The sequence below is a fragment of the Rhizobium nepotum 39/7 genome (assembly GCF_000949865.1).
Classification (GTDB): domain Bacteria; phylum Pseudomonadota; class Alphaproteobacteria; order Rhizobiales; family Rhizobiaceae; genus Agrobacterium; species Agrobacterium nepotum.
The window spans coordinates 198,918-219,533 of the sequence record NZ_JWJH01000019.1; the positions used below are offsets into that span (position 1 = coordinate 198,918).

Consider the following 20,616-nt stretch of genomic DNA (forward strand, 5'->3'; position numbering starts at 1 on the left):
ACGGAACGATCCTGTTAGACCTTTTTCACTGGCGCCTTGTAGGGCGAGAGCGTGATGCCAAGGCTTGCCATGACGCGGCCGATGGACATCAGCGGCGGATGGGTGGCGGGCAATAACGCCCCGGTTTTCAGAAAAGCGGAAACGGCGCGGACCAGCGACAGGCACAGGCTGACGGCGTTTTTGGCGGCAAGCAGAAGCCCGCCTTTCAGGCCCGGTCGGCGGGCGCGGTCGATGCTGTAATTGATGATGCCGGTTCTGAGCGACCGCTCCATGATCCAGCGCGGCGCCATGCGGTTTTCCGGCACATATTCGATGATGAGGGCCTTGGCGTTCCAGGCGAATTTGAAACCCGCCTTGCGGCAGCGGGTGAAGAAATCCATATCGCCGCCGCCGAGGAAATTGAAGCGCACGTCGAATTCCGGTTTCGCCAGCGTTTCGAAAACCCGCTTTGAGATCAGGCAGTTACCCGAACCGTGGATTTGATCGACCGGGCCGGTGGGCGCCTCGATGGAGCCGAATAGCGGATGCTCCAGAACCGCCTTCGGCGCCGGCGCATCGAATTCGCGATTGACCGGCCCGCCGACGATATCGACGCCGAAGGACCTGGCGGCTGAGACCATTTCAGCCAACCAGACGGGCGAGGCCGCTTCGTCGTCATCGATCATCAGGAACCACTCGGCGGACGGGTAGCTCTGCCGCGCGGTGCGAAACGCCGTATTGATGGCGTAACAATTACCCTGTGTCGGCTCCACCAGCGCCTGGCCCGTCATTCCGCTTCGTGCAAAAAACGCGCGCGCGACGGCAAGGCCCGCCTGGCCTGCACCGTCATTATCAACCACGACGATGGCGAAGGGAAAATCGACCTTCTGGGCCGCCAGCGACACCAGCGTCTTTTGCAGGCCTTCCGGCCTGCGGAAACTCGGAATGCAGACCACCGCTTCCGGCATGATCTCGGACATGGAAACTCCTAAATTCCTGCAAGCGCTGCGGCGGAAAAAATGACGGCGCGCAGGCTTTGGCGCGGGCGGTGAAGAAACGTATCGGCAAGCGCCGAAAAGGCCTCGCGATAGCGCCGGGCGCGAAATGCCTGCGCCACCGTATAGGCATTCATGTGGTTTTCGGATTTGCGGCGAAGCCGCTTTAATTCCTGCGGAGAAATGGCGGCGACGATGGCGGGGTCGGAAAACACCGCCTCGATCGCCGGTTGGCAATCCCGGAAGGTCAGAAGGCGGTTCATCATCACGCTCGTCCTGTGCACCCGGTAATCCAGCACATGGCGACCGGGCAGATAGGTGAAACGGCCGGCAGCGGCCAGCCTGCACCAGCCATACCAGTCTTCCGCATAACGCAATGTCTCGTCGAAACCGCCGAAATCCTGAAAGATGCGGGTTCTGACCAGCATGATGCCGCCATTAACGATGAAGTTTCCACCAAGCAGCGGCTGCAGGATGAATCCATCGGGCTTTTCCCGCCGGCGGATGAGATTGCGCCGGCCGATCTTGACGCCATTCTCGTCAATGCGCTCGTAATCGCCGTAGACGGCAACGACATCCGGCCCGGAGACCCCGGCGCACAATGCGGCAATGGCGCCCGGTTTCAGGCGGTCGTCGGCATCGAGAAACATCGTCCATTCGCCGCGCGCCTGCGACAGGCCGAAATTGCGGACGGCGGAAACGCCCTGCCGGCCCTGCGGCCGCGCAAGCAGCTTGACACGCGGATCGGAGAAATCCTGCACCTTTCGCGCCGTGGCGTCGGTGGACCCGTCATCGACGACGAGCACTTCGCAGACGATTTCCCCCTGAGACAATACGCTTTCGATCGCTTCCACGATGTAACGCTCGCCGTTGCGAACGGGAATGACAATCGAAACGGAAACCAAGACTTTTACTCCATCACGGACGGGCCAAGAATTCTCACAGCGAAGTTACTACCGGATTAAGTCCGCTTGCGCCAATTGTGACGTGGTATAGCGTCAGTTAACCTTGCAAATCTTTAATATCCTTTTGGCATGATCGGAATGTTATGTTTTGAGAATTAGAGCACCCCAGCGTCTGTTCGGACGCACCGAGGATGCTCTGACATTTTTGATCTGCGCATCTTCCTGTTGGAAATCGATTCCGATTTTCGGGCCGATGCGCTTGGGGGAGGCGGGCGAATGCGGATCGGGCGGCGGAGTTTCATGGGCGGTGCGGCAAGCGCGGGCCTGCTGCATGGCATGGCTGGCCAGAGCTTTGCCGCGTCCAAGAAAGCGCCAGCCAAAATGGCCCCTTTCGGCTCGGCCATCTATCTGCCGGACCTTACCGCCGATAGCCGCCTTGGTGAGGCCGTGGTCAAATATTGCTCGCGCATCACCCCCGTCACGGAAATGAAATGGGAGGTCATGCGGCCTTCGGAAGAGACCTTCGACTTTACCGCTGCCGATGCGCTCGCGAACTTCGCGCGTCAGCACAAACTTTCCATGCATGGCCATCCGCTCATCTGGTACGCGTCCAACGCGCCCTGGCTTTCCAGCATCGGCAATGGCGCGAAGGTCGAGCGGCTGATGGAAAACCACATCGTCAAGACCATGGAACGTTACAAGGATGTGATCCATAGCTGGGATGTGGTCAACGAGCCGATCCCCGACGTGCCCGGCAATGTGCGTTCACGCCGCGATGCCTGGTATTACGGCGCAGGCCCGGACGCGATCAAAAAGGCTTTCGAGATCGCCCATGCCGTCGATCCGAAGGCCCAGCTGGTCCTCAACGAATATGATGTGGAATTTTCGGTCGAGAAATCGCCGGCCAAGCGCGCGGCCTTCCGCAATCTCATTCTCGAACTGCTCGAGAAGGGCGCGCCGATCAACGCCGTCGGCCTGCAGGGTCATCTGCGCGGCGGTTGGCCCATCGCCAAGGACGAGCTTGCCGCCTTTACCAAGGAAATGCGCAGTTACGGTCTTGCCGTTCTGGTGACGGAACTGGACGTGATGGACCAGACATTGCCCGGCCCGGAAGCCGAGCGCGACATGCTGATAAACGGCCAGGTCCGTGATTTTCTCGAAGCGGCCTCAGAAGGCGGCCCGCTTTCCTCCATCACCACCTGGGGCATTTCGGACCAATATACCTGGATCCGCTGGGCCTATCCGCGCCGGGACGGCACCGCGAACCGTCCGCTGCCGCTCGACTGGAGCTTCAAAGAAAAACCCATGATGGCCATCATCAATGAATTCCGGAACCGTGGTGCGTGACTATGAGTGCAGAAATACCGCTTCCTCCCGTACAAAAGGCACTGCAAATCAATCTGCATCCCTTCGACGCGCCGCATGCGGCCCTTACCGTTCCGCATCAGCTGCGGGTCTGGGGCGGGCAGGTGGACCGTATTCTCCTGACGGTGGATACCGGCCAGGTCGGGGCAGGCCGCTACAAGGGCAACGGGTTCGAAGCGGCCAGCACACGCCTCTTCGACATGCTGGACGAAATGCAGGCCAATTATCCGCATCTGCATGTGGATACCGTCGATTATAGCGAGGCTGCGCGCCGCGCCGTGACGGAGACATTCTTTTCGCGCTCGCCGGTCCCTTATCCGGCCAAGGCCTTCGACGGTGGGCCTTTCCATGTCTATTTCCACGGGCTGAAACGCGCCAACGCCCGCTATGTGCTGCATATGGACAGCGACATGATGTTCGGCGGCGGCAGCCAGAGCTGGTTCGGCGAGGCCATAGCGCTCCAGAAGGCCAATCCGGACGCCCTGTGCATCACGCCCTTTTCGGGACCGCCGACCGTGCGCGGCGATCTCGATGTCTCCCGCCATGTCGGCATGCCGGGGGTGAAGAACATTCCTGAGCCGCGCAAGCTGCCGTCGCGTATTCCCACATGGCGTTTCGCCACCGTTTCCACCCGCCTTTTCCTGATCGACATGGATCGTTTCGCCAAGCGGATCAGCTCGCTCGAACTGCTGAGACCGGACGTCAAACGGCGCATCCGCTCCTATGCCTATAACCAGCAGCCGGTCTCGATGCCCGCCGAAGAGGTGCTGAGCAGCAATATGATGCGCATCGGCTTGCACCGGCTGGATTTTCTCGGCACGGGCAAGGGCATGTATTCGCTGCATCCGCCCTATCGCTCGCCCGAGTTTTACGCGGCGCTGGGGTCCATCGTCGAGCGCATCGAAAAGGGTGATATTCCCGAAGGCCAGCTCGGCGATTTCGATATCAACGGATCGATGGTGGACTGGGGGAGCGCGCTTGCGGCCAAGACGCGCTCCAAACGTTACGCGAAAGCGCTACGCCATCTGATTTCGGCCAATGTGCAGCGTTTCACCGGGGCATAGAAGGCTAGGCACTCTCTTCACTACCAGTGAAGGTGCCTTAGAAATCGGTGATGAGCTTGCTCCAGCTTTCCGAGCTTAACCCGCCAATATAGATATCGCTGGCCAGCGCCCGGTCTTTCAGAGTTTCATCCCGGGTGGCCATGCAGAAATAGCCGCGATGGTGGAAGGTCATGTGGTTCTGGCGGTAGAGCGCGTTCATGAGAAAGGGCTGCGACATGCCCGTGACATGAGCATAGTTCTCGTCATCGAAATGGTGGAACAGCGCGCCGAGCGCGTCGTTTTCGCGACCGGCATCGCAGACGAGGTTCAGCACATAGGCGGTGGTTCGTCCCGGCTGGCCGAAAAACAGCGCAACGCCGATCGCACGGCCTTCGGCATTCTCGATCGCCAGGCTGCCCAATGCGCCGAGAGTGTCGTTGGTCTTGCTCATTTCTATCAGCCAGTGGAATTCCTCGTGGGACCATTCCGGGCGGACGGAAAATCGCTCGATCATCGCCAGCGCGTTGCGGCGGAACGTTTCGAAATCGACCGGTCTTACCCTGAGGCCGGCAACCTCATGGCCCCTTATGCCTTTTTTCCACGAGCGCAGGACACGGTCCACGAAGCCGAGCGCCATGAGACTGACCGTGGATTTGACCAGTTTCGAACGGCGCGGCATGCGCAGGGCAATCGCGCTGAAGGGCTTTAGCGCCTTATGCCATTGCAGGCTTTCCATCGGCAGCATAATGCCGCCGATCGCAATCCAGTGATCGGCGCTGACGGGTGAGGCCGTGTCCGAAAACAACATGTCGTGTTTCGTCGCCCTCATGCCGCGAGACAGGCGTGCGGCTCCGAGCGCGCCGAGTTTTCCCTCCGATGCAAAAGCACAGAGCAACCGTGCGGTAATGGTTTTTCCATTCGCAACGAACCGCATGGGAACGGCAAGGATAACGCTTGTGACGCCGCTTTCCCCCGCATCATAGACAACGCTGCCATATTCCGGGTCAAAGGCGGGACTATCGAAGAACAATGTCTCGACGTAAGAGCGGAAGTCGAAGTTGCGATCTCGTCCGGTCTTCTTGAAAGCGCTGTTGAGCACTCTCTCGACCGCGGGGACGTCTTCCCTGCGCATGGGACGAACACCGGGCGCACTCGGCTGAACCGGGCGTTGTGTCGGCTGATCGTTATTGCTATCGTCCGTGTTGGTGTGTATCGGAACGTCCACCGTGGGTTTCCAGCTTTTCCGCGTTTATGTATTAACAGATCAAAGATATATTCTGAGTTGTTAATATACGTTAAACAGCGGTTGGGATCGTCTGGTTGGTATATCCGCAGCACAGCGGACGGACACTTCCGTGAAACGCATGCCAGAAACCTTATCGATGTGAAACTTCCAGCAAATAATAGGGAAATCAGTAACTTAAATTTGAGCGACTAAGATCGCTCCTGATCGGTATTCTACGGGGGTTTTCCATGTCGACTTCGAAAACTCCACTCCGTTTCTTTGCCTCCCGTTTCTTTCCTTTATAGCGGGACTACTATTCATACGTGTATTCAGAATAACTAAAAAATAGGGTTTTAGCGGGATATTCACGTTACCGGAATGAAGTGTCGGGCACGCATGGAAAAAGGCAGGGAAGATCCCCTTATGGATGCAGCGCACGAAGAGCAGGCGCGTGGAAATTGGCGAAACGTACTGTTTTATGTGACGTTCTTTTATTTCACGGTCGGCTTCTCGCCCTATATTTCACTCTCCTCGACCTATCACGGATCCGCCATGGCGGCCGGGTCCAACCTGCTCAACCAGCTTACGGCGATCATTCTGCTTTTCAGTTTCGTGGCGTTCATGGCCAAGGAACGTTCGTTCTCCCTCGTCTTCACGCCGCGGCTGCTGATGGCGGCGATCTTCGGCTGGTATATCTATACCTCGCTGGTGGGGGAGGCGCCGATGTTTTCGCTGCGGCGGCTCGTCATGTGCGCCTTCATCTGCGTGTTTGCCGGCGGCTTCCTGCAATTGCCGCGCACGGAGCGGCATTTCACCACTTTGCTTGCCAGCTGCGTGCTGATCATCCTGTTCCTGTGTTATTTCGGCGTCGTCGCCCTGCCTTCGCGGGCGATCCATCAGGCAAGCGACGCGCTGGAGCCGCTTCTGGCGGGCAACTGGCGCGGGGTCTTCCAGCACAAGAACGAGGCCGCCTCGGTCATGGCGGTGCTGATCATCGTGGCGATTTATCTCTCCAGGCGCTGGTCCTTCATCGGCGGGCTGCTGGTGCTGCTGCTATCGCTGTTCTTTCTGGTCAAATCGGGCGGCAAGACAGTGCTCGGCCTGATGCCGATCGTCATCGCGACCGGCTGGTTCATCGTGCGCTGGCCCCGGTGGCGTTATATGGTCGTGACCCTGCTTCTGCTGGTCTTCGCCGTCGTTACCGTCGGCACCACGGTCGATCCGGTGTTTTCGCAGATGCTGACGAAGATGGGTATCGATGCCAGTTTTACCGGCAGAACCGATATCTGGGCCGTCGCCATCGATTATATCCGCCGAAGCCCGATCGTCGGTTATGGCTATCAGGCCTTTTGGCGCAGCGACACCCTGATGTCGAGCTTTACCGAAAACAATACCTGGGCGACAACCGCACCGGCTTCCCACAGCGGCTATTTCGACCTGTTGCTTGCGGGCGGCGTACCGGGCCTGGTTCTGGTGCTGATATGGATCTATCTGCTGCCGCTTTATTATCTCGGCAAAATGGACGATGCCACGCGCAAGAGCCCGCTGACGCGGCTTTATGTCGGCGTCTGGCTCTATGTCCTGCTCTACGGCTATCTGGAAACGCTGTTCCTGCTCAGCACGGGCTTCGTCTGGTTTTTCCTTCTCGTCGCCGTGATGGGCCTGCATTTGCAGGCGAATGCCAGCCTTGTCGACGACGAGGCGGGGCCGGAACCTGCGCGAACCGGTGGCGAGATGGACGGCGTGGCGAAGCGCATTCGGCGGCAAACCGCGCACGCCGTTCGTCCCGGATGATATTTTGAAATGATTTTTCGTCGCAGATGTGTAAAAGAACCGATTGTTGCGCGCGTTTACGGCGGATTTCGCTAAACATGCGTGGCTTAAGTCTTTGTTGTTATGCATGTCCCCCCGCAAAACCGCTCCGCATTTTGCCAGACACGCACTGAAACGGATCGGCAAGGTCAATCGATGGCAGATACAGGCGCCTGTGCGCTCGAGGCGGATGACATCCACAAGAGCTTCGGCACGCATGAAGTTTTGAAGGGCGTTTCGCTGAAAGCCCACAAGGGCGACGTCATATCGATCATCGGCTCGTCCGGTTCCGGCAAGAGTACCTTTCTGCGCTGCATCAACTTTCTCGAAACGCCGGATCGCGGCCGGGTCATCGTCAATGGCGAGGAGATCGCCACCAAGACCGGCAGGGACGGCAAGGCCGTGCCGAAAAGCTGGCGGCAGGTGGAAAAGCTGCGGACCGGGCTTGGCATGGTGTTCCAGAATTTCAATCTCTGGGCCCATCGCACCGTTCTCGAAAACGTCATCGAGGCTCCGGTCCACGTTCTGGGCATGAAGCGGCAGGACGCGGTGGAGAAGGCCGAAGCCCTGCTGAACAAGGTCGGCCTTTACGACAAGAAGGACGCCTATCCGGCATTCCTTTCCGGCGGACAGCAGCAGCGCGCCGCGATTGCGCGCGCGCTCTGCGTGGAGCCGGCGGTGATGCTGTTTGACGAACCCACCTCGGCGCTTGATCCGGAGCTGGTGGGCGAGGTGCTGAAGGTAATCCGTGATCTGGCCGAGGAAGGCCGCACCATGCTGCTCGTCACCCACGAAATGCGTTTTGCGCGCGATGTTTCCACCGATGTCCTGTTTCTGCATCAGGGCCGTGTGGAAGAGGCAGGGCCGCCGGCACAGGTGTTCGGCAATCCCGCAAGCGCCCGTTGCAGGGAATTTACCGGCGCACTGGCGTAATGACCGTTTCGCTTCGCCGTTTGTTTTAACAGGAGAGACTTGCATGAAATTCTTCGCCACGCTGCTTGCCGGAACGGCATTTGCGGTTTCCGCCTTCACGGCCAGCGCCGATGTCCGCTTCGGCATCATGAACGAATCCTACCCGCCCTTCTTTGCTAAAGATGCCAGCGGCAAGTGGCAGGGCTGGGAAATCGATCTCATGGACGCCGTCTGCGCGGAAATGAAGGAAAAGTGCTCGATCGTCGAGCTTTCCTGGGATGGCCTCATCCCGGCGCTGCAGACGAAGAAGTTCGATGTCATCTGGTCGTCCATGTCCAACACGGAAGAGCGTGAGAAGGTCATCGATTTCACCAATAAATATTACAACACGCCGAGCAAGCTGATCGGCGCCAAGGACGGCAAGCCGGGTGCTGCACCGGAAGACGTCAAGGGCAAGACCATCGGCATTCAGGTCGCGACCATCCAGTCCGAATATTACAAGAAATATTTCGCAGCTGTCGCCGACGAAAAGACCTACCAGACGCTGGACGAGGCGTTTCAGGATCTTGCTGCTGGCCGTATCGACTATGTGTTCGGCGACTCTCTCGTTCTCGACGCCTTTGTGAAGAGCGACGCGGGCAAGGATTGCTGCGCCGACATGGGCAATGTGGCGGATGACAAGGAAATCCTCGGCCTTGGCGTTTCCGGCGGTCTGCGTAAGGACGATACCGAACTCAAGAACAAGCTGAACGCTGCTCTCGCCGCCGTGCGCTCCAGCGGCAAGTATGACGAGATCACCAAGAAATACTTCACCTTCGATATCTACGGTAAGTAATTTCTCCTGACCGGTCCCGTAAATGGCAAGCCTTGAAACCACGCTGCAACTGCTGTCACCCTATCCTCCGGGATGGGGCGGCACCCTTTTGAAGGGTGCGGCGTCGACGCTTGCCATTTCCGCCGGCGCCTATCTGATCGGCATCGTCATCGGTCTTGCCGGTGCGCTCGGTAAGCTTTCCGGCAATCGGCCGCTTGGCCTGCTGCTCAATCTTTACACGACAGCTATCCGCGCCGTTCCCGAACTGATCCTCATCGTCGGGCTTTATTATGCCGGCACTGATGGCTTGAACCGGCTGCTGCAACTGGTTGGCATGCCGCCGCTGGAGGTCAACGGTTTCGTTGCCGCCGTCGCGGTTCTGGGGTTCGTGCAGGGGGCCTATATGACCGAGGTTCTGCGCGGCGCGATCCTTGCCATTCCGAACGGCCAGATCGAGGCGGCGCGCGCTTTCGGCATGTCGCCGGCCCTGCGTTTCCGCCGTGTCGTATTGCCCGCACTTTTGCCGAATGCATTGCCGGGTCTTGCCAATCTCTGGCTCGCTGTGACCAAGGACAGCGCGTTGGTGGCGGTCGTCGGTTATCAGGAGCTGGCGCTGGCGACACGGCTGGCGGGGGCCAGCACCAAGCAATATTTCCTGTTCTTCCTTGCCGCTGCCCTGCTTTACCTCGCCATCACGCTTGTCTCCAACCTCGTCTTTTCGCTGGTGGAACGCCGCGTGCGGCGCGGCCAACCGGCTTTGGCCTGAGGGGGAAACGGCATGGATTTTTCATGGATCGCCAAATATTGGCCGCTGCTTCTGTCCGGCGCATGGCAGACGCTGGCGCTGCTCGCCATCTCCGTCAGCATCGGTTTCGTGCTTGCCATCGGCCTTGCGTTTGCGCAGGTCAGCGGCGGGCGGGTGACGAAAATTCTGGCGCGCGCCTATTGCACCTTCTTTCGCGGCACGCCGCTTTTGATCCAGCTCTGGCTGCTTTATTACGGGGTCGGCTCGTTTCTGCCGATGATCCCCGGCTTACGTCAGAGTTTCATGTGGCCGGTGCTGCGCGAGGGCTTCTTTTTCGCCGCCGTCAGCTTCACGCTGAATTATGCGGCCTATGAGGCGGAGGTGCTGCGCGGCGCGCTTCTGGCCGTGCCGAAGGGCGAGCTGGAGGCAGGCCGGGCGTTCGGCATGGGCCGTTTCACCCTCATTCGCCGCATCTGGCTGCCGCGCGCGATCCGCATCGCGCTGCCGACCATTGCCGGCGAGGTGGTGATGCAGCTCAAAGCCACACCGCTTGCCTTTACCGTGACGGTGATGGACCTCTACGCCGTGGCCTACAAGGTGCGGCAGGACACGCTGCTCGTTTATGAGCCGTTGATTATCGTCACCGTCTTTTATCTCATTCTCACCGCCATCATCGCCCGCTGTTTCGGTTTCATCGAACAGCAGGTGCCGGTCCTCCGGCGGTAAACCGTTCAAGGAGTTTGAACATGGGCACTATCCGTATCCTCGACGGCGGCATGAGCCGCGAATTGCAGCGGCTCGGCGCCGAGCTGAAACAGCCGGAATGGTCGGCGCTGGCGCTCATCAATTCGCCTGACATTGTCCGGCAGGTACATCAGGAATTCATCGAGGCCGGTGCCGACGTCGTCACCACCAATTCCTATGCGCTCGTGCCGTTCCATATCGGCGAGGAGCGTTTTCAGAAGGATGGCGCATCGCTGATCGCCCTTTCCGGCAAGCTGGCGCGCGAGGCGGCGGATACTTCCGGCCGTGACGTGCTGGTGGCCGGTTCGCTGCCGCCGATCTTCGGCTCCTATGAGCCGCAGAATTTCGATGTGACGCGGGTGCAGGGCTATCTCAAGGTGCTGGTCGACAATCTCGCTCCTTCCGTCGATGTCTGGCTCGGCGAGACGCTGAGCCTGATCGCCGAGGGCGAGGCTGTGCGTCAGGCCGTCGCCGCAACAGGCAAGCCGTTCTGGATTTCCTTCACGCTCAACGACGATGCTGTTGCGACAGGCGGCGGCGAACCTGCTTTGCGTTCCGGTGAAACGGTAAAGGCGGCGGCCGAATGGGCGGCGCAATCGGGCGCTGCTGCGCTGCTGTTCAACTGCAGCAAGCCGGAAATCATGAAAGCCGCCGTCGAAACGGCGTCCTCCGTGTTTGCGGAAAAGGGTGTGTCGCTGGAAATCGGCGTTTACGCCAATGCCTTCGAAGGCGAACAGGGCGATGCCGCCGCTAATGAGGGCCTGCATGGCACCCGCACCGACCTCACCGACGATGTCTATTCGCGTTTCGCCTGCTCCTGGGCGGATGCGGGCGCGACCATGATCGGCGGCTGCTGCGGCATTGGCGCCGCCCATATCCACACGGTCGCGACAGCGCTGCGCCGCGCCGCCGCCTGAGGCCTTCGCACCGCTTTCAGCGCAACGTCCGGAATGGATGCGGCAGGCTCGATGCTGCCGCTTTTTTTGCGCGTGGCCCTTGACCTCAACTATGGTTGAGGAATTATCAGGGAGTGGAACATGACTGAAGGACGTTCCATGAGCGAGAATACACTTTCCATCCGGATCATATTTGGCAGCGCCCGCGATCCGCGGTTCTGCGATGTCATCGGCAAATGGTTGCTGGACCGGCTCGGCCTTTTGCCGGGGATCGAATTTGCGGTGGTCGATCCGCGTGAGCTTGATCTGCCGCAAGGCCACACGCCCGACCGCGCCTCGGTGCGGCAACTTCGGGAAAGCCTCGATGCCGCCGACGCGTTCATCGTCGTCACACCGGAATATAACCGCAGTTACCCTGGCGCGCTGAAGGTGCTGATCGATTCCGCCTATGAGGAATGGGGCGCCAAGCCGGTGGCTTTCGTGTCCTATGGCGGGATTTCCGGCGGTCTGCGCGCCGCTGAACAGCTTCGCCCGGTGTTTGCGGAACTGCATGCCGTGACGATCCGTGATGTCGTCAGCTTTGCAAACCCCTGGGACCGTGTCGACGAGGCAGGGCAGTTCGACCCCGGAGCGGCGGCGGAAAGCGCGCTTAAGACGATGATGGGCAAGCTTGGCTGGTGGGCACATGCGCTGAAGCAGGCGCGTTCCACAACGCCCTATAAAGGGGCGTGAGAATGACTGACAATTCCACGGCGCTGAAACTCACGCTTCTGTTCGTCGCAACACTTACCATCATGGCCGGAACCACGGTCGCGCCCTCGCTGCCCGCCATCGAGCAAAGCTTCCTGTCGACGCCTGATGTCGAGATCATGAGCCGAATGGTGCTGACGCTGCCGTCGGTTTTCGTGGCTCTCTGCGCGCCTGTCGCCGGTGTGTTGGCGGACCGTTTCGGCCGCAAGCGGCTGCTGCTCGGCGCGATCCTGCTTTACAGCCTTTCCGGCATATCCGGCCTTTTTGCCGATAGTCTTGCGGGCCTGCTCGTCGGCCGCGCCTTTCTAGGGTTGGCGATCGGCGGCATCATGACGATCGGCACGGCACTGGTGGGCGACTATTTCGAGGGGCCGGCGCGGGAGCGTTATCTCGGCCTGCAACAGGCTTTCACCCAGCTCGGCGGCGTTGTGTTCGTGGTGGCGGGCGGCTTGTTGGCGGATGTTCACTGGCGCGCACCCTTCGCGGTCTATGCCGTGGCCCTGCTCATTCTGCCGGCGGCTTTGCTTTTTCTGAGAGAGCCGGCAAGGAACAATAGCGGCGTCAAGAGTAGCGGTGAACAGGCTGTTGCAGCCAACTGGCTGCTGGTGGCCGTGCTGGCGCTGGCGGTGTTTCTCGTCAACGCCCTGTTCTATACCATTCCCTCGCAATTGCCGTTTTTCCTGCGGGAACTCGGGTTGTTTTCCGGCAGCATTGCCGGATACGCCATCGGCATCTTCAATCTGGCCGGCGCGCTGGCGGCGCTCAACTTCGGACGATTGCGGGCGCGGATCGGCGTGACCGTCATTCTGGCGGCCGGGCTGGTCCTGATGGCAACGGGATTTGCGCTGCTTGCCGCGGCCGAAGGGCTGGTGCCCATGCTTTCGGCGCTTGCCGTGGTGGGGTTCGGCCTCGGCCTCGTGATGCCGTCGATCATGTCCACCACGATCATGCTCGCGCCGCTGCGGCTGCGCGGGCGTATCGCCGGCATCGTCACGGCGTCGATGTTTCTCGGGCAATTCATATCGCCGCTGGCAAGCCAGCCATGGATTGCCCGGTTCGGTTTTGCCACGGCCTATCGCGATATCGCCGTAGTGTTCGCCGTCATGGCTGGCCTTGCAACAATGGCGGCCCTCATTCAGCGGTGGGCGGCGCTGCGAAAACCACGGCCATTTGCCCAGCGCGGATAATATGTAGTCGACAAGCGGGACGGGGTGAACGGGCTATGTCTTGATTGGCAAGGGCTGGGGCAAACGCCCTCGCAATTTACCGGCTCATGTTTCATCCGCCCGCTTTTGCGCGTGAAGAAATTGTAAAGTTTTTAACTATAATGATTTTTCAGGGAAATGAATTGAGAACAGCGGCCGAAAATCGGCCGTCTTGCGCTCTTTTCCCTCGAAACGTGGCTCTGCGTTTCCGCTTGCGGGTGGGTCGCCGCGCTGCCGGGAAGTGACCTGTCGTTGTTTGAAGGGCAGGAGTGCTTTTTACCGCATATTGATTGCGGCTGTCGCCAAAGCCGATGATGCGGCTGCCGAAGCCTTGATGACCGAGGTGTCCGACGTGCAATGTCAGTCTTACCGAACACCTCCGGCACGGGGAAGGAGCGGTTTTTCGTTGACGTGAGGTTCCCCGTGTCCTTCCTCCAAAATGCCAGTATCCGTACCAAAATCCTGTCACTGATTCTCCCCCTCTGCATCGTGGGCGCCAGCGCGACCGCCTTCATGTCCAGTCGCTTCAAGGAAGCAGACACGGCATATTCCGATTTTATCGCCAACGACAATGCCGCTCTCGTCGAAATTGCGCGCGCCAACCGCAATCTGTTGTCGGTGGCCTACAGCGCTTATCAGGTCATGGCATATGATGTGAACGGGCCCGAGATAAAGACCGCCAGACAGAACTACACCGATAGCAAAGCGTTGCTCGTGGAGCGCCTCAACAAGGTCAAGACCGTTTTCCCTGAGGAAACCGCCGCCATAGAAGCCTTCATCGCGCAGGCCCAGGCCATAAGCCTGATGACGGACAAGGCCGTCGAGCTTGGCATGGCGAACCAGAATCAGGAATCTGCCGCGCAATTGGTCAAGGCGGACGCTTCTATTCAAACCACTTCGCTCGCCATGGTGGCGCTGCTCGACAAGCTCGCCAAGGGCGTCGCCAAAGAAAGCGACGGTCTGACGGACCAGACCGATTCGACCATTCTGACATCGCTGACGGTTGTCGGGCTTGTCTTTGCAGCCAGCATACTTCTCGCCCTTTTCGTGGCGTCCCGCGGTATCACGGCACCTATTTCCCGTCTGCGGGAGCGTATGGTGTCGCTCGCCGGCGGCGAGACGACGGCGGAGATCGACGGTACGGGCCGCAGGGACGAAGTGGGCCAGATGGCGCAGGCAGTTCAGATTTTCCGCGAAAATGCGATCGAGCGCATCCGGCTCGAACGGGAAACCGAAGCCAATCGCAGCCTGTCGGAAAAAGAACGCATCGAGCGCGAAAAACAGAAGGCCAGCGAAGCGGCCGACGTCAAATTCGCCGTCGACAATCTTGCTGCCGGTCTTTCAAAACTTTCTGACGGCGACGTTTCCTATCGCATCGACCAGTCGTTCACCGCGACGCTCGACGGCGTTCGTAACGACTTCAACATGTCCGCCGAAAAGCTGCAATCGGCATTGACGCGGGTTGCGCAGAACGCCGGTGGCATCGGTGCTGGCGCAAACGAGATCAAGTCGGCCGCCGACGATCTGGCCAAGCGCACCGAACAGCAGGCCGCAGCCGTGGAGGAGACCGCCGCCGCTCTGGAAGAGATCACCACCACGGTGAAGGATTCCACCAAGCGCGCCCAGGAGGCCGGCCTGATCGTCAGCCGCGCCAAGGCAGGCGCCGAACAGTCCGGCGAGGTGGTGCGCCGCGCCGTGGTCGCCATGGAGCAGATCTCCAAATCCGCCAACGAGATCAGCAATATCATCGGCGTGATCGACGAGATCGCCTTCCAGACCAACCTTCTGGCGCTGAACGCCGGCGTGGAAGCCGCGCGTGCGGGCGAAGCCGGCAAGGGTTTTGCCGTCGTCGCACAGGAGGTGCGCGAACTTGCGCAACGCTCCGCCAGTGCGGCCAAGGAAATCAAGGCGTTGATCAACACCTCGAACGATCAGGTGCAGCAGGGCGTTCAGCTGGTGGGCGACACCGGCAAGGCGCTGGCGACCATCGTGTCGGAAGTGCAGGAAATCAACCGGCACGTCGTCTCCATCGTAGAATCCGCGCAGGAGCAATCCTCCGGCCTCCAGCAGATCAATACGGCGGTCAACCAAATGGACCAGGACACGCAGAAAAACGCGGCCATGGTGGAAGAGACCAATGCCGCAAGCCACAACCTGGCCAAGGAAGTGGCGTCGCTCAACCAGCTGCTCGCGCAGTTCAAGCTGGCCGATGTCGCCTCTCAGCAAAAGAGCCAGCCCGCTCCGGTTCGCAATGCCGGCGGCAACGACAAATATGTGGCATCTCCCGTGCGCGCGCTTGGCCGCAAGATTGCTTCCGCATTCTCGGGCAATGCCGCTGTCGATACGTCAAAGGACGACTGGCAGGAGTTCTGATCACCTCTCGATCGGCATCATGCCGATCTACGCCCGGGGATGACTAGAGGCTCGCGAGCCTGATATCCGGGTCATAACCTGACAACATGCCGCGCAGGATCTGATTGCCTGCGCGGCATGGCTGGAGATGCGGTGGCTTCAGATATGGTGCCGAATGGCAGGATGCGTCGGTCGGCATCTACGCCGTTACCCAAACGCGCGTGATGCCGGCTAAGACCCAGCGTTCATCGAATTCCTGTCCTCCAGGCTAGCGGAAGTTTGAACACGCAGGAGGTTGCCACGGAAGCGCGCGGGATTGCGATCTTGACGGTGCTGGTTCGGACGCGGGCGGTGACTATCCCGCTACCTTTCGGAGCGATTTCTCGATCTCTCCGCCGCAATAGGCATCACCATAGTCTTCAAAGCTCCTACTGTTCAAGGCAGCCAGTGGAGCCGTAGCGCGCACTCGTTCGGAAAGGCCCCAGATCACTGGCGAAGTTTCCTTGACGATGGCCCTAATGGCTGGGAAGCGGTCAGCCATCGTCGCCCACAAAATGGCGGTGACGATATCCGCGATACCGGGTTTCTCCGTTCCAAGCATATAACCGGAACCAGCCGTCAGGCCGTTTCTTGCTCCTGTATCCTCGAAAATGCGGACCCACTTTTGTAAACGAGGGACGAACTTTTCCCACTTCTCAGGTGTCCACATCTCGCGACCGCCGTTGAGCGTCAACTCATCAAGGACGTCGTTGGCGTCGTTTACGACCTTGGCGGTGAGCGCGCGACCCTCGGCGGCGGCCGGCAGGATATCCAGCCGCTCGCCAAGATAGAGGGCGATCGCCGGCATCTGGGAGATCGCAAAATTACGCTCACGGTCAATCAGAACCGGCGGCCCCATGAAAGCAATCGGCTGTTTTCGCACCTCACGACCCATAATATCTTTGATCGCATCGACATCGTGTTCGTCCCAGGAGCATCCACCATGAGCCAAAATTCCCCGGATGAACTGGCCGCGAAACGGAACGGGCCAGTAATAAAGGTCGAAGTTGCTCATGCCGTACTCCTCTTTGTCACGCAAACCATTAACGGGGCTGGCTGTTGCCAGTTCCCATGCGGTGCGCTGAGAGCAAACGCGGAATTTCGATGAGGTGCGTTTACGCTTTGGTGGCTCCGTGACCGAACGAGTGCGAATTCCTGAGCAAGGCGGTGCGCAAAGTGGAACTGTCGATCAGGGTCTGGACTTTGGGTAAAGCGGGAGATGCGAGAAGGGCCGGAAAAACGGGTAAATTCTGGCTCATTGTCGCGGAAATGGCAGGAATGGCGCACCCGACATCATTCGATTGGCAAAATATAGGCGAAATTCCCTTTTAAAATCAATGATTCTTATTCGGCCAAATGACGGTTTTTGTACTCAGTTTTGTACCTTGAATAGCTTGCCGGTAACGTACTTGGCCACTCTGTGGCGCGCTGATCTCAAAGCGGGCGGTTCAATTCCGTGATATCGCCTTTGACGCAGGAGCCACAGTTGAAGGAAAGCGATATCCGCGGTGCGGAGCTCGCCTTCTGCGAAGCTGTCGAATTTTACACCTTTCGGTATTTTGCAAGGAGCTTGCCTATGTCTGGGAGCTGCGATGCTCGTCTTGTCCTTTGATCGGTGAGCATGCCTAGGTTGTTGAGTTTGACGTGTATGGCCTGTTTGGAGACTTCAAAGTACGTAAGAAGCTGTGTGAGAAGCTGCTCGTATGCTTGATAATTGTGGGGCTGATCGTCTACGAAAATGTAACCGTGACCCCTGTCTGTTATATCTAGCATGCGCCGAAATTCGGCCGTCTTTCTTTTGAAAATCTCGTCCGGTAGGATTAGGTTAGATGCAAACGAATTTGCTTGGAATTCGAGCCGCTCGTACTGGAAGCTGTTTTCCTTTTCGCTAGTTATTCGAAGATCGTTTTCAATGACGCTTTCGGATGCGAGATATAGGTGGTGTTTAAGGAAAAAGTGGCCAATCTCGTGGGCGAGCGTAAACCGCTCCCGAGTAACGTTGCCGTGAGCATTAATAAAGATTGTCCTGCGATCAAAATTTGCTGTTCCCAATATCTCTGTGCCATCAAGGTCGTGGACATGTTGGTCCGTGAGCTGAAGATCTATTGAAAGCGCGGTGCAAATCTCCTCTAGATTAATTGGACCTTCTTGATATCCCACCAGTTCTAACAACTCGCGCGAAGCGCTTTTTATCGCATCGGTCGAGAGGTATGGAGCGACCAGATTGGCATCTCCGCGACTGGGTTGGCTTGAATTTGCGTCGTGTTCAAGGCTCTGCAAGAGTTCCCTGACGGTTCCAAAAAAAAGACCGTCATGAAAGGCCGAGAACTTCAAAGATTTTTCAGAAGCTCTACTCCTGAAAATTTGTTTCTTTACAAAGTTATTCCCAATCAGTGAACCGCTGCGACGGTCCGCAACGATTTCCAGCCCATATTCATCGAACTTGACGATACCCATCTTGCTGTGTCGGGCAACATGTTCGGCTCCCGACTGGAGGCGTGACGAGATGACCAATACACCTTTTGCCGCATGGCGAAAGATTCGGCTCAGCTTGTGCGAAAAATCATTAACGTGAATTTCTGGGATGTTTCCATCGTAATTCTTGCACTCGAACACGATATACGAGTGTGGGGTAGAGCTCCCTCTACGATAGAACTCAATAACTACATCAAATTCTACTTTTGCGCCTCGTTCGGAGCAAAAGTACTCTTGTTTCCGTAGAATTTTGCAGTTCTCTGGGGGGTAGGCATCGAAGATCAGTTCGCCACGCTCTTTTTGGGCGATAAGGTACTGATAAAAGGCCTCTTCGAGCTTATCGCCCTTCAGTGTTGAATTCACGGTTTTCCTCAGGATACCTTGAGGGTTTTACCATGATTGCTCCATACCAATACATAGGGGGATTCCATAACGCACAGGTTTAAGGATTGTCAGTTTACTTCCAGAAAGCGAACAACAAAGCGATTTCCAATCGTTGGAAAGGTGATATCTGAGAACGTGCCTTTGTGAGGGGTACCAAGGCTAAATCGCCGAACGGCTGTCGGACTGGTGTTAGTCTTTCCCCTTGCCTATCAGTTCAATGAAATTTGGCGGCTCAACATTTTCCTGTGCCGTGGAGAGGCTGGGCCGAAAAAGTGCATTTAGGACAAGCGCGCGCTCATTTGCGGAGGCATTACTTGTTTCGATGAGATGGACATAGGTGTCCATCATGGTTTCGCGCTGGCGCGCATCGTCCATCATAAGCATAGAACGACCGTTGAAGCGGACGACAAGTCTTATTGCCCAAAAGTAAAGGACGAGCGGCGTTGTAACGATCACCAATTTACTGATGGTAATCGCCGTCAGGTGCGCGCCATCATTGGGGTTGAGGCCTGTGCTAGCGGCTTCGCTAATTTTCCTAAGCAACTCGCTTGCCTCGCTTATGTGTGTAAGCAGTAATAATGGCGGAAATCCCAGCATGATAGCCAAAACAAATGCGGATATCTGAAAGGCTTTTGCTCCTTCATTCGCGCGCTTAGCCCACAGTTTGCGATTAGAATCGATACGCAGCTCCTCGCGGACCGCTGTAGAAAAAGCCGCAATGTTGGCTTTACTCGTCTCTACGGTACTGTAGATTTCCTCGACAGTCTCTCTCAGTAAAGCAAAGCTCTTCTCGGCCTTCTCTGCGCTTTCGATTACTGTAGTCGCACTCGCTACTTTGGCATCAAGAGTTTCCAGAAGGGAAGCGGCTGCATTGCTGCTCGCTGGGAGGTTTGTCTCTTTCCAAGCGCAATAGGCTCCCATGTGTGCGCTTATAATTGGCGGTGGAGTATCGATTGCATCAACGACTACGCCAAATTCGACTATAAGAGCGGCTACAATGGCAACAGTAATCATGATCTGGCCATCGTTTCCTGCCGATGACTGGAGGTGATGCCATTTGACCTTGAAGTCGTTCACAGCAGTCAACTTGACCTGTGGATACTTCAAACGCTTGCTGCCCCTTTCGAAATGCGCCAGCTGCTCCAGATAACGCGCGACGAAATTTGCGACCTTGGGACTGCTCTCCTGCAACCTGTTTTCTATCAGCAAAATTGTGTCGCCAATTTCGCGCAACATCGCAGCTTCTGGCACTCGATCAGTGATCGGCTGTTCGTGCTGATCTCCAGCGACTGTCTCTCCTTGTTGAACAAACATATCTCTCACGATCGAGAAAGACTCTTCCGCATACATAATGGCCCCCACGCGAAGCTGTCCCCAAATGCAAGCATAGATACGCTGCTCGGAAAATTCGGGCGAGTTTTTTCTGCGCGCGCGCTCGAGAGCTAGTCCACGTGACCTTGCCCCGTTGAAATAATCCATTTTGAAGTAAGCTCTGGCCCATTGAGAGGACCAGGGAATGAAGCGCAATCGTTTTACAGACGAACAGATCATCGGCATTCTGAAGGAGCACGAGGCTGGCACGCCGGTCTCGGAGCTTTGCCGCAAGCACGGCGTCAGCGATGCCAGCATCTATAAGTGGAAAGCCAAGTTCGGCGGCATGGACGTATCCGAAGCCAAGCGATTGAAGACGCTGGAAGACGAGAACACGAAGCTGAAACGGCTCCTAGCAGATGCGATGCTGGACAATGCGGCTTTGAAAGACCTTTTGGGAAAGAAGTGGTGACGCCCGCAGCAAGGCGAAAAGCTGTCGCGCATCTGATGGATCACCACCAGATGAGCGAACGGCGGGCGTGTAAAGCCATCGGCTTTTGCCGGATGACGATCCGTTACGAAACCAGGCGCAGCGATGACTATGACCTTCGCGAGCGGATGAAGGCGCTGGCGCATGAACGTCGCCGCTTTGGATATCGACGCCT

Annotated in this window: 17 protein-coding genes and 1 pseudogene; 12 read left to right on the plus strand and 6 right to left on the minus strand. The window is 58.0% G+C overall.

The genetic code is table 11. The features are described 5' to 3' along the window. Nucleotides 1–14: 14 nt before the first annotated feature. Nucleotides 15–959, minus strand: a complete 945-nt coding sequence (gene uppJ / locus RS75_RS19690) for a polysaccharide biosynthesis UDP-hexose transferase UppJ (RefSeq protein WP_045023579.1) — start codon at nucleotides 957–959, stop codon at nucleotides 15–17. Between the two features lie 8 nt (nucleotides 960–967). Beyond that, the gene (gene uppH, locus RS75_RS19695; protein ID WP_045023581.1) at nucleotides 968–1,879 is read right to left on the minus strand and encodes a polysaccharide biosynthesis endo-1,4-beta-xylanase UppH; all 912 of its coding nucleotides are present in this window, start codon (nucleotides 1,877–1,879) and stop codon (nucleotides 968–970) included. A gap of 276 nt (nucleotides 1,880–2,155) precedes the next feature. On the opposite strand from uppH, the gene uppI reads away from it, so the two are divergent. Beyond that, nucleotides 2,156–3,226 carry a polysaccharide biosynthesis UDP-hexose transferase UppI gene (gene uppI, locus RS75_RS19700; protein ID WP_045023583.1) on the plus strand — a complete coding sequence of 357 codons (1,071 nt, stop codon included), beginning with the start codon at nucleotides 2,156–2,158 and terminating at the stop codon, nucleotides 3,224–3,226. Between the two features lie 2 nt (nucleotides 3,227–3,228). Further along, on the plus strand, nucleotides 3,229–4,308 hold the full coding sequence (uppG, locus tag RS75_RS19705) for a polysaccharide biosynthesis glycosyltransferase UppG (protein ID WP_045023584.1): 1,080 nt from the start codon (nucleotides 3,229–3,231) through the stop codon (nucleotides 4,306–4,308). Between the two features lie 37 nt (nucleotides 4,309–4,345). Here the strand turns inward: uppG and RS75_RS19710 are convergent, their stop codons facing one another. Further along, nucleotides 4,346–5,419 (minus strand): hypothetical protein, encoded by a 1,074-nt coding sequence (locus RS75_RS19710; protein WP_045023655.1) that lies wholly within the window; start codon nucleotides 5,417–5,419, stop codon nucleotides 4,346–4,348. Nucleotides 5,420–5,935: 516 nt separating this feature from the next. On the opposite strand from RS75_RS19710, the gene uppW reads away from it, so the two are divergent. The 9 genes from uppW (at nucleotide 5,936) to RS75_RS19755 (ending at nucleotide 15,763) form a co-directional block, all read left to right on the plus strand. Further along, complete coding sequence (uppW, locus tag RS75_RS19715; RefSeq protein WP_045023586.1) at nucleotides 5,936–7,306, plus strand: Wzy-type polysaccharide biosynthesis protein UppW; 1,371 nt, start codon at nucleotides 5,936–5,938, stop codon at nucleotides 7,304–7,306. A 174-nt stretch (nucleotides 7,307–7,480) separates the two neighbouring features. Next, nucleotides 7,481–8,257 (plus strand): ABC transporter ATP-binding protein, encoded by a 777-nt coding sequence (locus tag RS75_RS19720; RefSeq protein WP_045023588.1) that lies wholly within the window; start codon nucleotides 7,481–7,483, stop codon nucleotides 8,255–8,257. 43 nt (nucleotides 8,258–8,300) lie between these two features. Next, nucleotides 8,301–9,071 (plus strand): transporter substrate-binding domain-containing protein, encoded by a 771-nt coding sequence (locus RS75_RS19725; protein ID WP_045023590.1) that lies wholly within the window; start codon nucleotides 8,301–8,303, stop codon nucleotides 9,069–9,071. A gap of 22 nt (nucleotides 9,072–9,093) precedes the next feature. Continuing rightward, nucleotides 9,094–9,816, plus strand: coding sequence for an ABC transporter permease (locus RS75_RS19730; RefSeq protein ID WP_045023592.1), 723 nt, complete (start codon nucleotides 9,094–9,096; stop codon nucleotides 9,814–9,816). Between the two features lie 12 nt (nucleotides 9,817–9,828). After that, nucleotides 9,829–10,521 (plus strand): ABC transporter permease, encoded by a 693-nt coding sequence (locus RS75_RS19735; protein ID WP_045023594.1) that lies wholly within the window; start codon nucleotides 9,829–9,831, stop codon nucleotides 10,519–10,521. A gap of 20 nt (nucleotides 10,522–10,541) precedes the next feature. Then, nucleotides 10,542–11,456, plus strand: a complete 915-nt coding sequence (locus RS75_RS19740; protein WP_045023596.1) for a homocysteine S-methyltransferase family protein — start codon at nucleotides 10,542–10,544, stop codon at nucleotides 11,454–11,456. Between the two features lie 138 nt (nucleotides 11,457–11,594). Further along, the gene (locus tag RS75_RS19745) at nucleotides 11,595–12,167 is read left to right on the plus strand and encodes an NADPH-dependent FMN reductase (RefSeq protein ID WP_045023598.1); all 573 of its coding nucleotides are present in this window, start codon (nucleotides 11,595–11,597) and stop codon (nucleotides 12,165–12,167) included. Between the two features lie 2 nt (nucleotides 12,168–12,169). After that, nucleotides 12,170–13,372: an MFS transporter gene (locus tag RS75_RS19750; RefSeq protein WP_045023600.1), complete on the plus strand. Its 1,203-nt coding sequence runs from the start codon at nucleotides 12,170–12,172 to the stop codon at nucleotides 13,370–13,372. 441 nt (nucleotides 13,373–13,813) lie between these two features. After that, nucleotides 13,814–15,763: a methyl-accepting chemotaxis protein gene (locus RS75_RS19755; RefSeq protein ID WP_045023602.1), complete on the plus strand. Its 1,950-nt coding sequence runs from the start codon at nucleotides 13,814–13,816 to the stop codon at nucleotides 15,761–15,763. 334 nt (nucleotides 15,764–16,097) lie between these two features. Here RS75_RS19755 and RS75_RS19760 read toward each other — a convergent pair whose 3' ends face one another. The 3 genes from RS75_RS19760 to RS75_RS19770 form a co-directional block, all read right to left on the minus strand. Continuing rightward, the gene (locus RS75_RS19760) at nucleotides 16,098–16,796 is read right to left on the minus strand and encodes a glutathione S-transferase (RefSeq protein ID WP_045023657.1); all 699 of its coding nucleotides are present in this window, start codon (nucleotides 16,794–16,796) and stop codon (nucleotides 16,098–16,100) included. A gap of 527 nt (nucleotides 16,797–17,323) precedes the next feature. Then, entirely contained in the window at nucleotides 17,324–18,619 is a 1,296-nt protein-coding gene (locus RS75_RS19765) for an ImmA/IrrE family metallo-endopeptidase (RefSeq protein WP_045023604.1), read from the minus strand. 210 nt (nucleotides 18,620–18,829) lie between these two features. Next, complete coding sequence (locus RS75_RS19770) at nucleotides 18,830–20,119, minus strand: DUF6161 domain-containing protein (RefSeq protein ID WP_045023606.1); 1,290 nt, start codon at nucleotides 20,117–20,119, stop codon at nucleotides 18,830–18,832. A 37-nt stretch (nucleotides 20,120–20,156) separates the two neighbouring features. Here RS75_RS19770 and RS75_RS25830 point away from each other — a divergent pair. Beyond that, a pseudogene (locus RS75_RS25830) lies at nucleotides 20,157–20,616 on the plus strand (transposase); the annotation flags it as partial.